This is a genomic window from Streptomyces sp. NPDC028910 (genome assembly GCF_055564955.1).
The window spans coordinates 17476-31546 of record NZ_JBVHVF010000043.1 but is presented as its reverse complement, the minus strand read 5'-3'; the positions used below and the strand labels follow the sequence as shown (position 1 = coordinate 31546).

General features: G+C 70.5%; 13 protein-coding genes and 1 pseudogene. 9 read left to right on the top strand and 5 right to left on the bottom strand.

Going from position 1 to position 14071, the window contains the following annotated elements:
- Window positions 1-109 precede the first annotated feature (109 nt).
- The 3 genes from ACZ4TV_RS32530 (at window position 110) to ACZ4TV_RS32520 (ending at window position 3289) form a co-directional block, all read left to right on the top strand.
- Window positions 110-886 carry a glutaminyl-peptide cyclotransferase gene (locus tag ACZ4TV_RS32530; RefSeq protein WP_468138823.1) on the top strand — a complete coding sequence of 259 codons (777 nt, stop codon included), beginning with the start codon at window positions 110-112 and terminating at the stop codon, window positions 884-886.
- Window positions 887-1147: 261 nt separating this feature from the next.
- Complete coding sequence (locus ACZ4TV_RS32525; RefSeq protein WP_468138822.1) at window positions 1148-2332, top strand: carboxylate-amine ligase; 1185 nt, start codon at window positions 1148-1150, stop codon at window positions 2330-2332.
- A 117-nt stretch (window positions 2333-2449) separates the two neighbouring features.
- On the top strand, window positions 2450-3289 hold the full coding sequence (locus ACZ4TV_RS32520) for a class II glutamine amidotransferase (RefSeq protein WP_468138821.1): 840 nt from the start codon (window positions 2450-2452) through the stop codon (window positions 3287-3289).
- Between the two features lie 35 nt (window positions 3290-3324).
- Here the strand turns inward: ACZ4TV_RS32520 and ACZ4TV_RS32515 are convergent, their stop codons facing one another.
- Complete coding sequence (locus tag ACZ4TV_RS32515; RefSeq protein WP_468138820.1) at window positions 3325-3678, bottom strand: PRC-barrel domain-containing protein; 354 nt, start codon at window positions 3676-3678, stop codon at window positions 3325-3327.
- Window positions 3679-3891: 213 nt separating this feature from the next.
- Between ACZ4TV_RS32515 and ACZ4TV_RS32510 the strand changes: the two genes are divergently transcribed.
- The 5 genes from ACZ4TV_RS32510 to ACZ4TV_RS32490 all read left to right on the top strand — a co-directional run bounded on the left by ACZ4TV_RS32510 (window position 3892) and on the right by ACZ4TV_RS32490 (window position 8461).
- Window positions 3892-4908, top strand: coding sequence for an ATP-binding cassette domain-containing protein (locus tag ACZ4TV_RS32510; protein ID WP_468138819.1), 1017 nt, complete (start codon window positions 3892-3894; stop codon window positions 4906-4908).
- Entirely contained in the window at window positions 4905-5717 is an 813-nt protein-coding gene (locus tag ACZ4TV_RS32505) for an ABC transporter permease (protein ID WP_468138817.1), read from the top strand. The genes ACZ4TV_RS32510 and ACZ4TV_RS32505 overlap by 4 nt, the downstream gene beginning before the upstream one ends.
- Before the next feature lie 67 nt (window positions 5718-5784).
- Window positions 5785-6405 carry a nucleoside/nucleotide kinase family protein gene (locus ACZ4TV_RS32500; protein ID WP_468138816.1) on the top strand — a complete coding sequence of 207 codons (621 nt, stop codon included), beginning with the start codon at window positions 5785-5787 and terminating at the stop codon, window positions 6403-6405.
- A 132-nt stretch (window positions 6406-6537) separates the two neighbouring features.
- On the top strand, window positions 6538-7098 hold the full coding sequence (locus ACZ4TV_RS32495) for a hypothetical protein (RefSeq protein ID WP_468138815.1): 561 nt from the start codon (window positions 6538-6540) through the stop codon (window positions 7096-7098).
- A 190-nt stretch (window positions 7099-7288) separates the two neighbouring features.
- Window positions 7289-8461 (top strand): PP2C family protein-serine/threonine phosphatase, encoded by a 1173-nt coding sequence (locus tag ACZ4TV_RS32490; RefSeq protein WP_468138814.1) that lies wholly within the window; start codon window positions 7289-7291, stop codon window positions 8459-8461.
- Between the two features lie 12 nt (window positions 8462-8473).
- On the opposite strand, the pseudogene ACZ4TV_RS32485 reads toward ACZ4TV_RS32490, so the two are convergent.
- From ACZ4TV_RS32485 to ACZ4TV_RS32475, 3 genes and pseudogenes are all read right to left on the bottom strand, one after another.
- Window positions 8474-9727, bottom strand: a pseudogene (locus ACZ4TV_RS32485) (NAD(P)/FAD-dependent oxidoreductase); the annotation flags it as partial.
- A gap of 124 nt (window positions 9728-9851) precedes the next feature.
- On the bottom strand, window positions 9852-10508 hold the full coding sequence (locus ACZ4TV_RS32480; RefSeq protein WP_468138812.1) for a DUF5701 family protein: 657 nt from the start codon (window positions 10506-10508) through the stop codon (window positions 9852-9854).
- Between the two features lie 133 nt (window positions 10509-10641).
- Window positions 10642-11142, bottom strand: coding sequence for a metallophosphoesterase family protein (locus tag ACZ4TV_RS32475; protein WP_468138811.1), 501 nt, complete (start codon window positions 11140-11142; stop codon window positions 10642-10644).
- Window positions 11143-11311: 169 nt separating this feature from the next.
- On the opposite strand from ACZ4TV_RS32475, the gene ACZ4TV_RS32470 reads away from it, so the two are divergent.
- Entirely contained in the window at window positions 11312-11890 is a 579-nt protein-coding gene (locus ACZ4TV_RS32470) for a putative glycolipid-binding domain-containing protein (protein ID WP_468138810.1), read from the top strand.
- Between the two features lie 15 nt (window positions 11891-11905).
- Here ACZ4TV_RS32470 and ACZ4TV_RS32465 read toward each other — a convergent pair whose 3' ends face one another.
- Window positions 11906-13381 (bottom strand): amidohydrolase family protein, encoded by a 1476-nt coding sequence (locus ACZ4TV_RS32465; protein ID WP_468138809.1) that lies wholly within the window; start codon window positions 13379-13381, stop codon window positions 11906-11908.
- Window positions 13382-14071 lie beyond the last annotated feature (690 nt).

The following is a 14071-nucleotide window of genomic DNA, read 5'->3' as shown; positions in this document are numbered from 1 at the left end:
GGGGGGGGAAAGCGAGAGGGGGGGGTGGGGTTTTGTTTTTTTTTTTTTTTTTTTTTTTTTTTTTTTTTTTTCCCCCCCCCCCCCCCCCCCCCCCGACAGCGGTGCGCAGCTGACGGCTTCTCCACCCGGCCATGCGACGGGGGCCGGCTCGGATCCGCCCCTCGGACGAGGCGCGCACCGCGTCCAGTCGCTGCGGGCGCAGGTTCGGGCCACCCTGCCCCACGATCCCCGAGCCTTTACCCAGGGGCTGGAGCTTCGCGGAGGCACCCTCTACGAGAGCACGGGTTTGGTCGGCCGGTCCTCCCTGCGCGCCGGACCGCCGGGCAAGCCGCCCACCGTGTACGCGGAGCTGCCGGCGCCGTTGTTCGGCGAGGGCATCGCCCTGTCCGGCGGCAGGCTCTGGCAGCTCACCTGGCGCAACGGCATCGCCGTAGAGCGCGACCCCGCCACACTCGCGGAACGCCGCCGGGTCGGCTACCGGGGCGAGGGCTGGGGCCTGTGCCACCAACGCGTCGCCGGGCGGGAACGGCTGGTGATGAGCGACGGCTCCGACCGGCTCACCTTCCGCGACCCCGACACCTTCGAGGTGACGGGCGGCGTCTCCGTACGCCACGGCGGCCAACCGGTGGCACGGCTCAACGAGCTGGAATGCGTACCCGGCGGCTCGCTCTACGCCAACGTGTACGGGACGGACACGATCGTGCGCATCGACGCGCGCACCGGCGCCGTCACCGCTCGGATCGACGCCTCCGGACTCCTCACGGCGTCCGAACGCCGCGGAGCCCAGCAGCTCAACGGCATCGCCGCCGTGCCGGGGACCGACAGGTTCCTGATCACCGGCAAGCTCTGGCCCCGCCTGTTCGAGGTGAGGTTCGTTCCGAGATGACGTACCCGGCACCTGGGTCGGCACTCGCGTAGCTCATGCCGCCGTGTGCGGCCTCGGCCGCCCGCGCCGCCGCGTAGGAAGCACGAAAGAGCGAACGTACGCATACGGAACGTGCGGCTCGGCCCGGCTGCCCCGCACGGCCCGCCCACCTGGAGGAACCGGCCGGTGGCGGCCCGCGTGAAGGGCGGTGCGGCGGGTACGGGACGTATGCGGACACGTATGACCCCGGATTCCGTCACGATCGCCGAAGGGGGACCTCCCATGAGCGCTCCCGCCCCGCCCACTCGTCCGGACACCTCCTGCCGCCCGGCGATACCGGCGTCGTCCCGCCTCCTCGCCGCGAGAGTGACCATGGGGGTCGAGGAGGAGTTCCTGCTGGTCGACCGCGTCACCCGGGCTCCGGTGGGCAGAGGTCCCCGCGTCATGGCGGCGGTGGCGCCGTCGCTGGGAGCACGGGTGGAGCGAGAGTTCTACACGGCCCAGGTGGAGGTGCACACCAACCCCACGGCGAGCGCGGCGACCCTCCGGGCCGAGTTGGCCTGGCTGCGCCGCGAGGTCGCTCTCGCCGCAGCCGCCCACGGGTGCCTGCTCCTCGCCGTCGGCACACCGGTGATTCCCCCGGAGCGCCCGCTGACCGTGACCCCCGGCGACCGATACCGGCGCATGGCCGACCGCTTCGCCTCCGTCCTCGGGGCGTGCGACCAGGTGGTCTGCGGTTGCCACGTCCATGTCGGCGTGGCATCCAGAGCCCAGGCACTGGCTCTCGCCAACCGGATGCGCCCGTGGCTGCCCGTCCTGCAGGCCATCGGAGCCAATTCCCCTTACAACCGGGGCAGGGACTCCGGCTACGCGAGCTGGCGTTCCGTGGAGCAGGCCCGCTGGCCCACGGTCGGACCGGCTCCGCTCCTGGACGAAACGGCGTACGAACGCCTCGCGGACACTCTCGTACGGTCCGGATCGCTGCTCGACCGCAAGATGATCTACTGGTACGCCAGGCCCTCGGAGCACCTGCCCACACTGGAGATCCGTGTCCCGGACGCCAACGCCGATCTGGACACCGTCACCCTGCTGGCCGTGCTGGTGCGAGGCCTCGTCGCCACGCTCCGAACGGAGATCGCCGACATCGCCGACATGGGGCCGGAGCCGTTCCCGGAGTCCGAGAGGATCTACGGGGCCCACCGGCTGGCGGCGTTGAACGGACTGACCGGCGACGGCCTCGATCCCTTCTCCGGCGAGCGCATGCCTGCCTGGGAGCTCGTCGCCCGCCTGCGCGAGCGGGCGGCTCCCGGACTGGACGCCTCCGGAGACCTGCCGCTGGTCGACGGCCTGCTCGACCACCTGCGCGCCACCGGCGGCGGGGCGGCCCGGCAACGTGCCGCCCGTATCCGGCGCGGGCGGCTCAGCGACGTGGTCGACAGCCTCGCGGCGACCACGGCGGCCGTCTGACGGATTGTCCTGCCGATCCTGCGACCGCGGCCGCGGCCGATCCCGCGGCCGCCCGGCGCGGGCCGGGATTCGTCCGTGGGGTTAGGCTCGAAGGCAGTCACGAAGGGGATGATGCGCATGTGTCGCTGGCTGGCCTTCTACGGCTCGCCGGTGCTCCTCGATACGCTGCTGTACCGCCCGGAGCACTCGCTGATCAACCAGAGTCTCCGTGCCCGCATGGGCGTGGAATCGACGAACGGGGACGGTTTCGGCATCGGCTGGTACAGCGCCGAGGGTGACAGCACTCCAGCCGTTTTCCGGGACATCGGACCCGCTTGGAACAACCGCAACCTGCAGGAGCTCGCCGCCCACGTGCGCTCACCCCTGTTCTTCGCGCACGTCCGCGCCTCGACGGGCTCAGCCATCCAGCAGACCAACTGCCACCCCTTCCGCCACGGCCGATGGCTCTGGATGCACAACGGCTCGATCGCGGAGTTCCACCGGCTGCGGCGGGACCTGTGCATGGAGGTCGACCCCGCGCTCTTCCCGGCCATCGAGGGGTCCACCGACTCGGAAGTGATGTTCTACCTCGCGGTGACCTTCGGGCTCGACCAGGACGTTCCGGGCGCGGTGGCCAGGATGGCGGGTCTCGTGGAACGGGTCGGCAAACAGCACGGTGTCGTCGACCCCCTCCAGATGACCGTGGCGGTCAGCGACGGCACGCGCGTATGGGCCTTCCGCTACTCCAGCCAGGGCAAGACGCGGTCCCTCTTCTACAGCAGCAGAGCCGAGACCGTCCGCCATCTCTATCCGGAAGTGGACTACCTGAGCAACGTGTCCGACACCACCCGCATCGTGGTCTCCGAGCCGCTGGGGAGCCTGCCGGGCATCTGGAACGAGCTCCCCGAGTCGAGCTACGCGGTCATCCCGACAGAGCCGCACACCGACTACCTGCCCTTCTTCCCCGAGCCCCCCTGATCCCCGGTCTCGCCTGCATGCCGCCTGCATGTCTCCTACATGTGGGGCTGGCCGTAGTAGCGGGCGAACTGTTCCAGGTAACTCGGCTCACCAGCGTGTTTGGCCTCGTCGAACTCGGGCGCGTTCTTGATCTGTTCCTTGGTCCGGTCGACGTACACCTTCTGCTCGACCGTGTCGATCCGCTGGATGGTGCCCGCCGGAAGCAGTACGTGCCGACCGAAGATCCAGGCCCCGGTGTCGACGACGAGATAGGACGCGTCCACGACCTCGGAGTGCTTGTCGATCTTGCCGATGCTGCCGTCCGTGGCCTCGACCTTGTACCCGATCAGGTCGATCCCCTGCTGATGGCCGACGTCCTCTCCGTAGCCCCAGATTCCTGACCCGCTCATCGTTCCCGCCTCGCTCGTCCGTCGTCCCGCGGGCTCACCCCGAGTCGTGCCCGTCCCGTCCTTCTCTGCGGCGGCTGCCCCGCTCCCGGTGGGCGAAACCCCGAGGGACCACGAGCACGTACGGGAGCGGGGCCCCACCGCAGGCGGACTGTCAGTGGCATGCGTCACAGTGGGGAGGGCCGACGGCGCTTCTCGGGGAAACGAGGTGATCTCATGACGCACGCGATCGAGGCCGAGGGCCTGGCCAAGCGGTTCAAGGAGACCCAGGCGCTGGCCGGGGTGGATCTTCAGGTTCCGGCCGGGACCGTGTGCGGCCTGCTGGGGCCCAACGGGGCCGGGAAGACGACCGCGGTCCGTATCTTCGCCACGCTCCTGCGGCCGGACCAGGGGCGTGCGCAGGTGGGCGGGTACGACGTCGTACGGCAGGCGGGGAGCGTCCGTTCCCTGATCGGGCTCACAGGACAGTACGCCGCCGTGGACGAGAACCTGACCGGCACGGAGAACCTGCTGATGATCGGCCGGCTGCTCGGGATGTCGCGCGGGGACGCCCGGGCCCGGTCGGCCGAACTGCTCGATCGCTTCCATCTGACCGACGCGGCGGGACGGGCCGCCAAGGCGTACTCGGGGGGCATGAGGCGACGCCTCGACCTCGCGGCCAGCCTGGTCGGGCGGCCGCAGATCCTCTTCCTCGACGAGCCCACCACCGGGCTCGATCCGCACAGCCGCGGCGAGGTGTGGGACATGCTGCGCGTCCTGGTCTCGGAGGGCATGACCACCCTGCTGACCACGCAGTACCTGGACGAGGCAGACCGGCTCGCCGACAACATCGTCGTGATCGACAAGGGCACGGTGATCGCCGATGGCACCCCTGACGAGCTGAAGTCGCAGGTCGGGGGGCAAGTGCTGCAACTGCGTCCCGCCCGCGCGGCCGATCTCGGCGCGACGCACGCGCTGATCAGGGAGGCGGCCGGACCACAGACCAAGATCGAAGGCGATGGGATCACCGCCCCCGTCAACGACCCGGCGCTCATGCCGAGCGTCGTACGCCGACTGGACCAGGTGGGCATCGAGGTACGCGAACTCACCCTGCGGCGCTCCTCCCTCGACGAGGTGTTCATGGTGCTGACCGGACACCGCGCGGAGCCGAGCGGCCCTCCGGCCGACGCAGACGTCGAAGTCGACGTCGACGATCAGGACGATCAGCACGTGAGTGCCGGGAGCCCCTCATGACGAGCACGACGCTCACCGGCGGCCTGGGCCGCGGCGGCAGGGTGCAACCCCTCGCGGCCGTGCGGCAGACGGCGACCATGGCCTGGCGCAGTCTGGTCTCGGTGAAACACAATCCCTTGGAACTCGTCGACTACAGCATCACGCCGATCATGTTCGTCTTCCTGTTCACCTATGTCTTCGGCGGACAGATGTCGGGTTCTCCCCGTGACTACCTCCAGTACGCGCTCGCGGGGATCATCGTCCAGAACACCGTCTTCATGAGCATGTACACCGCCATGTCGTTGAACTCCGACCTCAAGAAGGGGGTCTTCGACCGTCTGCGGAGTCTGCCCATCGCCCGTTCGGCACCGCTCTTCGGACGCATCAGCGCCGACCTCGCCAAACAGCTCTGGGCCATGGTCCTGATGATCGCGCTGGGCATGCTGCTGGGCTTCGAGATCAGCGGAGGCGTCCCGGGCTTCATCGGCGGGGCGGTGCTGCTGCTGGTCTTCGCCGCAGCCGTCTCGTGGACGGCGGTGCTCATCGGGATGATGGCCGGGGACGCCGAGAAGGTGCAGGTCTACGCCTTCACCTTCATCTTCCCGCTCACGTTCACCAGCAGTGCCTTCGCCCGGGTCGACACCATGCCCGGCTGGCTCCAGGCATGGGTGGAGGTCAATCCCGTCACACACCTGTCGGACGCCTTCCGCGGACTCCTGCTCGGCACCCCGGCGGGCCGGCCGGTCATGTGGTCCCTGGTCTGGGCGGCCGGCATCGCCGTCGTGTTCATGCCTCTGGCGATGCGCGCGTACCGCTCCCAGGACCGCTGAGCCACAGGGCCCGGCCAGTCGGCCCCGGCGCCCTGCACAGCCCACGCTCCTCGGGCAGGATACGCAGGTGCGGACGACGACGGAACTGGTAGCGAGGGCGGCCACGCTGGCCACCCGGGGCGGTCGGCGGATCCTCGGCATCGCCGGGCCACCGGGAGCCGGAAAGTCGACGCTGGCCGCCCGGCTCGCCGGAGCGCTCGGGCCGCAGACGGCCGTGGTGGTCCCGATGGACGGGTTCCACCTCGCCCAAGTCGAGCTGGCCCGGGTGGGGCTGGCCGACCGCAAGGGCGCCCCGGACACCTTCGACGCGGCCGGATACGTCTCCCTGCTGCGCCGCCTGCGCGGATCCGACGGGGCCACCGTGTACGCACCCGCCTTCGACCGCACCCTCGAGGAACCGATCGCGGGCAGCATCCCCGTCAGCCCGCGCGTACCGCTGGTGATCACCGAGGGGAACTACCTGCTGCACGACGCGGGGGAGTGGGCGGGGGTACGGCCGTTGCTGGACGAGGTCTGGTACCTCGCCCCGGACGAGGACCTTCGCGTCCGGCGCCTGGTCGGCCGGCACGTACGCCACGGCAAGGACCCGGCGTACGCACGGGATTGGGTGGCCCGCTCGGACGAGCCGAACGCTCGCCTCATCGCCCTTGGCCGACACCGCGCCGACCTCGTCCTCGACACCGGCTGACCCCGCCCCGAGCGGGCGGTGGGCGCCGAACACGACCGCCTGCGACCGCTGTTAAGGTGACGTGCGCCCGTCAAGATGCCAAGACGTCACGACGGGGTCCTCTCAGTCACTGATATTTCAACGGGGTTGAACGTGAAGCTTCGCCATGTCCGCGCGGTCGCCGTCTTCGGCATCGCGATCGTCGCACTCACCGGAGCCCGTGGCTCCAACGGCGGTAGCTGCGGCGGTAGCAGCAGTTCCGGCTCGAGCTCCAGCAGCTCCAGCGGGGGTACCACCGGCGGCAGCAACGACAGCAGCAGCACCAGCGGTGGCAGCAACGACAGCAGCAGCACCAGCACCAGCACGAGCGGCAGCACCAGCGGCAGCTCCGTCCCCGGCGGCTCCAGCAGCAACAACAAGGCCGAGCGCGACATCAGGATCGACAGCTGCAAGCTGGACAGCTCGGGCAAGAACCTCGTTGCCAGGCTCACCGTCACCAACAGCGGTTCGCTGGACCACACCTACAACATCACCATGAAGTTCCGCGGGGACACCACATCGACCGCGACCCCCGCCCAGGCCAGGGTCACCGGACTCACGGTCAAGGCGGGTGCGTCCCGGCAGGCCGAGGCCACGACGACGTACACCGGCAAGGGCGACGGCAGCGAGTACAAGGAATGCGTCGTCGCCAGCGCGACGAAGACCTCCCTCTGACGCACCAGCGGCGCGCCGGCTGACGGCTCCTTCGGCCTCGGCAGCTCCGGCGGGCGCGCCGCCACGCGTACCGGCAGCGGCGAGCACGTGATGCTGTGAGTCGCCCGCAGCTCACGAAGCGCACGCGGTGCCCGGGCCCGTGCGGGTACCGGAGTGGCGGCCGTCTGTCAGGGCGAGGCAGGCTGTATGCATGAGAGCGCCCGTGCGCTCGCCCCCGGGACCGGGAGCCGGCGGCCACCACCAGGTCCTCTTCGCCCTCGCGGAGTGCGTGCCCTTCGCGATCGCCCTGCTGGTGCTCCTCGTCGAGCTCACGCCCGTGCACGTCGTCTACACCGGCCCCCTGCTGGTCGCGACACCCGCTCTGGCGGCGGTGACGATGGGTCCCCAGGGCACGCTCGCGGCGGCGGGGGTGGCCGTCGGCGTCAGCGTGACCACCGCCACCTACAACAGTGCGTGGGGCAGCCAGCAGGTCTACACGAACTTCCTCGCCCTGTTCCTGGTGTCCGCGGCGAGCTTCACGACGAGCCGCGCCGCGCGCACGCGCCAGGAGAACGAGCTCAACCAGATCCGCCGGATCGCCACGGCCGCCCAGGAGGTCCTGCTGAGGCCCGTGCCGGCCCGGCTGGGCCCCGTACGGGCGGCCAGCCTGTACATGGCTGCCGAGGAGGGCGCGCAGATCGGCGGAGATCTCTACGACGCGGTCCAGACCCGCTACGGAGTCCGGATGATCGTCGGGGACGTCCGGGGCAAGGGACTGCCCGCCGTACGGGCCGCCGCGGTCGTACTGGGTGCGTTCCGGGAGGCCGTGCACTACGAGCACGACCTGGTGGAGGTCATCAAGCACTGCGGAGCGGCCCTGCGGCGGGACGCCGCCGTCGGGGATGCGGGCGTGGGCGTAGCCGGCGGTGACGACACCCTCGTGGAGGGTTTCGTCACCGCGGTCGTGGCCCAGGTCTCGGACGGCCCCCACGTCGAGGTGATCAACCGGGGCCATCCGCCGCCGCTGCTGCTGAGCAACGGCACGATCCGATCCTTGACGCCCACCGCCCCCCTGCCGCCGCTCGGTCTCGAGGAATTCATCAGCGGTCCTCCCGGGCGGACCGACAGCTATCCCTTCGCACCGGGGGACCGGCTGCTGTTGCACACCGACGGCGTCATCGAGGCCCGCAGCCCGGACAACACCTTCTTCGACCTGCCCGAGGCCATGGCGGCCCTGCGCGACCACTCCCTGCAGGCGTTCCTGGCGGGCCTGCGCCAGGCACTGCTCCGCCACACCCAGGGCCGCCTGGCGGACGACGTGGCGGTCATCCTCGTCGACCGGCGCGAAGACGGGAGGCACGGGCCGAACGGCGGCGGCGGGTGAGGCGGCGCTCCCTCACCCCGGCCGGGTCTCGCTCGGGTAGCGGAGGTCGGCGGCGTGGAGGTAGGCGTTCAGATGCCGGACGCGGGCCTCGTCTGCTTCGAGGACAGCACCGAGGATCTCCGGCTGGAGTGCGAGGGGCCTTGCCAGGCGCTTCAGGGCCTCTTGGGCTTGCCGGCGGGCGTGGGAAGCGATCGGACGGTCGTCGATGAAGTAGGGCAGGCGCATGCCGTACTCGGTGAGGGTCTCCACGCTGTCGGCCGTGTAGAGGTCGGTGGCGGCCTGGACGGACATGGTCTCGATGGGCGCGCGGGCCGGGGAGAACACCGTGAGGTCCCCCGAGGCGCCGGTGGGGTCGAGAAGGAGGCCGGCGAGGTGGTGGGCGATGGCCGGGGAGCTGTGGAATCCGTCGCGGTAGGTGCCGGTGGCCAGGAACAGTCCGTCGATGCTGGTGGCGCCGAGGAGCGGGAAGCGGTCCAGGGCGACGGGACGGTGGCCGTAGTGCCACTGCTGGATGACCGACATGCCCAGGTGCTGGTCGAACTGGTCGACGGCGAAGCGCAGCAGGGACTGGGTGACGCCGATGCGCGGTCCGCTCGGCGCGTCGAAAGCCAGGATGTTGGTCGCGCCGACGTATTCGGTGCCGTCGCCCAGGGGGACCAGGTGCAGGCCGCAGGCGCCGGAGCGGGTCGGCGTGCGGATGACGTGGCGGAAGCCAGAAGGGTGCTGCCGCCGGGCGCGGACGGCGAAACCGGTGCCGTGCAGGAGCGGTGGCGTCTCACCGGGCGGCAGGGGATCGAGGAGTTGCTGCGTGGCGGCTCCGGCGGCGAGCACCACCGTCCCTGCCGCGACCGCCTGCCCGTCCCGCAACCGTAGCCCGGTGACCTTGCCGTGGGAGCTCACGAACGCCGCCGCCTCGGCGTCGATGAACGTGACACCGGCGCGGCGGCCTGCCGCTTCCAATGAGGCCAGCACCGTGCGGGCGTCGACCGCTGTCTCGCGGTGCAGGTACAGGGCGCGCACCGGCCGCTCGTGCGCTGCCGGGTGAAGGCCGGGCACCTCGCGAGGGTCCGGCTCGTGGTGGGGTTCGGCGTACTGCTTCAGGGCCGCGTGGATGGCCTCGAAGTTCCGGGTGGCCGACGGCGTTGCCTGTGCGCCCAGCACGACAAACGTTCCTTCACCCCGGGACGCAGGTACCCCTGGAGTGGCCGCCGCGTCCTGCAAGGCCGCCAGCCACTGCGGCCACAAGTCGAGGGCCTGCCGCGCAAGCGCGAACTTCCGCCACGTCGGCTATCGCCCGCACCGCGCGCCCCCTCCCCGGATGACAGTCACGGCAGCCTGCCCCATGGCAGGACACGCCAACCCCGGCCGCCGGCAACGCCGTACGCGGAAGCTAGTCGCTACGGCCCGCAGCGGAGGCGAAGCCCAGCCAGGTGTGGCGGTTGCCCCACCAGCACCAGCCAACCTTCGGGGCGTTGCGCCGTTCGCGGCCGTCCCGCCCCGTGCCGTTGCTGATCCAGATCGCCGGGGTGCGGGCGTCCGGGGCGCCGTTCGCCTTGCGCAGCCGGGAGCCGATGGTCATGAAGCAGCGGTTGCGCTCGAGGACCGCCGGCTGCTGGAGCACCCAGTGGATGCCTTCGGTGAGCAGCAGCGGGGTGCGGTCCTCCTTGGTGAGGGTGGGCAGTGCCTCGTCCGGGCTCCAGTTGGCCATGTGGTCGCCGCGGTCGAGGCCGGTGACGAGGTAGAGGGGGGCGTCGGGCAGCTCGACGGAGCAGGGGGCGAAGTGGTCGACGTCGGGCATGTCGGTGACGACGAAGCCGGGCTTGCCGTCGTGGCGGAGCAGCGGCGCCAGGGCGGAGGCGGGGGCGCGGTCCGGGTGGACGGCGAGCAGGACGTCGCTCTCCCCGCCGCCGGCGTCCTCGGCGAACGTGCGCAGCTCGTCGGCGGGTATCCCCGCGAGCTCGTGCACCCCGAGCCGGATCAGGTGATCTGCCTGGGTGGCGAGCGGCGGGAGAGGGGGCAATGCGCCGGTGGACAAGGTCTCGGGCAAGGTACTCCTCGGTTCGCGGTTCAAAGCGCTGGACCCGAGGTCAACGAGGCGGCCTGCCGGAATGTTCCCGGCACGGCGGCGCCGCGACAGACGAAGCCGCCCGACGGACTGGCGCCCCATCACGAGCCGCCCGTCACCGCCTCGGGGGCAGCTGGTGCAGTGTGACGTCGTGGATCGCCCCGTCGGAGACGGTCAGGGTCATGAAGGAGTAGAAGGGCTGCCGTCTGCGGTCCGTGGGAGAGCCGGGATTGAGCAGGCGAAGGCCCCCGGTGGTGGAATCCCACGGGATGTGGCTGTGGCCGAACACCAGGACGTCCACGTCGGGGAACCGTTCGGCGCAGCGGCTCTCCCGTCCGGTGGCCGGCCCCGTCTCGTGCACGACACCGAAGCGCACTCCGGCCAGCTCGGCGTAGGCGACCTCCGGGAGTCTCCGGCGCAGCGCTGGACCGTCGTTGTTCCCGTACACGCCGATCAGCCGACGGGATCGGGACTGCACCAGGCTGAGCGTGGCCTCGTCGACCCAGTCCCCCGCGTGCATCACGACATCGGCATCGTCGATGCCCGCCAGAAGGGCTTCGGGAAGGCATCTCGCACGGGTGGGCACATGCGTGTCGGAGGTCAGCAGCAGCCGCATGCGTTCCACGGTACGCCGGAGGACGCGGTCTCCGTAGCCCTGCGCGCCCGGGGGCCGTCAGGGGCCGACCGGTGCTCGCCTCGATCGCATGAAGGGCACCATCTCAGGCCGGCCATGTCGGCTGCTGTGGCTGCGGCCCTGGGTCGGCGTGCCGGCGTAGGCTCGCTGTATGACCGGTGACCGACGCCTTGTGCGTACCTGGGAGGTCTTTCCTGACGCGGGTTACTCGACTGCCTGGGTCGGCCTCACCGAGCGCAGTATGACCGCGCGAGGGCGCGCTGTCGGTGTGATCCCCGAGCCGTACTGGGTGACGTACGCCCTGGAAACCTCTGACGGCTACGTGACGTCCCGTCTGTACGTCACGGCCGAGACGGCCACGTCGACCAGGGAGCTGGACCTGCGCAACGACGGGGGCCGCTGGACCGTTGACGGCGTGCACCGTCCCGACCTCGACGGAGCGTTCGACTGCGATCTGGGCCTGTGCCCGCTGACCAACACCATGCCCGTGCTCCGCCACGGCCTGCACCAGCGGCCTGGAACCGGACCGCACCACTTCCTGATGGCCTGGGTCTCGGTTCCGGACCTCGCGGTCAGCGCGAGCCGGCAGACGTACACGCATCTCGCCCGCGCCGAGCACGGCGCGCGAATCCGCTTCGAGTCCGGAGACTTCCGAGCCGACGTCGAGTTCGACGACGACGGTCTGGTCCTGGAGTACCCGTCGCTCGCGGCCGCGCTCACGCGTCATTGACCCCGGCGGGTCGGTTCAGGAGAGGGCCCTGAGCCGGGTGGCCGCCGCTTCCGCTTCGTGTACGACGCGATCGGGGTCCACGTCGACGAGGTGTCCGTCGAGCTTGAGCGGCCGGCCGTTGACGAAGACCGCTTGGACGTTCTCCGGTCGGCCGTTGAGGACGATCTGGTTGATCCAGTCGAACCGTGGCGCGAAGTTGAGCGCGGCCGGGTCGATCACGATGACATCGGCGCACTTGCCGGGCGTCAGGGACCCGATCGTGTCGGCCATGCCGATCGCCTCGGCTCCGCCCAGCGTGGCGATCCGCAGCACGTCGTGGACCTGGGGGAACACCGACGTCTGAAGGGAGCGGATCCGTTGCAGACCGACGGCCGTCTTCATGAGGGCGAAGAAGTCCGAGCTGTCGTTGGTGCCGCCGTCCTGGCCGAGCCCGACCTTGACACCTCGTCGGCCGAGGTCCGGCAGCCGCATGATTCCGGAGGCGAGCCGCATGTTGCTGAGGGGACAGTGCGCCACCCGTGCGTCGTGTGCGGCCACAGCGGTGAGCTCGTCATCGGTCAGGTGGATGGCGTGGTTCATCAGCAGTCGCGGGCCCAGCGCGCCGATGTCCGCCAGGATGCCGATCGGGTCGTCCGCCCGCTGCTCGGCGCGTTCGAGGACATGACTGTTGAGCATGACGCCGAGGTCCTGGGCGATCTCCCAGTGAGCTCGGTTGAGGCCCTGGATGGCTCGCGCCACGTGGGTTGCGACCTGTGCCGAGGCGAGCGGCAGGGGGTCGATGAGTTCCCGCTTCGCCCGGGTGATCAGCGTGGCGTCCCGCTCGGCCTGGAACATCGCGTAGGCGAAGCGCACTCCCGTATCGGCCAGGGCCCGTACGTACTGGACCGTGGTGTCGTACGGGATGGCGTCCACCCAGTCCACGAGCGTGGTGACGCCCGACTGCAGGGAGTCGAGGGCGCCGAGGCGGACGAAGCGGTACATGTCCGCCGGGGTGATCCGGGAGAACGTCGCGCTGTTGCAGTCGGCCAGCCATCCGAAGAGGTCACGGTCCGCGCAGCCGCCCCGGATGGACGACTGCCACAGGTGCGTGTGGACGTCGACGAACCCCGGCATCACCAGTTTCCCGGCGGCGTCGATCACCTGGGTGCCGGGCGGGGCCGGAAGTCGCGTGCCGACGGCCGAGATGAGACCGTCGCGCATGAGGACGTCCGCGTGCTCCACGGCGCCCAGCGGGCCGTTGCCGAGAGCGGGGTCCATGGTGAGCACGAGCGAGGCGTTCCTGAGGATCGAAGCCCGGCCCGCCGGCGATACCCCGCGCTGCTGCTGCGGCGGCTGCGTACGACCGGCGCCGAGGACGAAGGGAGCGGCCGCGGCCAGGCCCAGGCCGAGCAGTACGTCGCGGCGACCGGGGGGATCCGGCTGGGGGTGTGGGTGGGGAGCTAAATCCGCTGCGGTTGAGGCGGTGCCGGGACGTTCACGGAGCGGGTCCATGTCGTGTTGCCTCCCAACGAAGCCACGGGGGGATCGCCCGTCCCCGTACCGACGAGACGTCAGACGTCGGACGAAAGCGGGAAGGGTACCTGAATCGTCCGTCAGGCGAAGGGATTTCCGAAAGAGGCGCGTCAACATTTTGTGGAAATCGAGTGCGGTGCGGGGCAGCTGGTCTCCCCTGACACACCCTCATGTCACTAACTGTGTTTATCGCGCCGCACATTGGAAACGCTGAGTAGCTACAAGGTGTGATGGTCAAGGCGAAAGGCGGGACTCATGTCCGTGAGCATCGGAATCATCCTCGTCGTGGTGACGGCGGTCATCGCTGCGATCGTGCTCGCCCCGGCGGTGGCACCCACGGAATCCGACCGGGCCGCAGCCCGAACCCGAGACGAGGGCGCACGCAGGACCGGCCCGAGCAGACGTGCTTCCCGTCGGCTGCACCGCGTCCCGCCGCAGTCGACGGGGGACCGCAGGAGAAGCTTCGGCTGACCGGGAGACGAAGGAGGACGAGGGGGTGGGACCGCGGCCGTCGCGGGCCCACCCCCTGTCCAGGGTTATGCCACGGCGCCCAGGAACGGGGGCGCCAGGGGGCAGTGGATCAGCTTCCTGCGGGGTGTGCGCCGAGGCGGCCGGGCGGGTCGGTGGTGCCACGGCTCACGGGGTTTCCAGTGCAGCAGAAGGACCGCC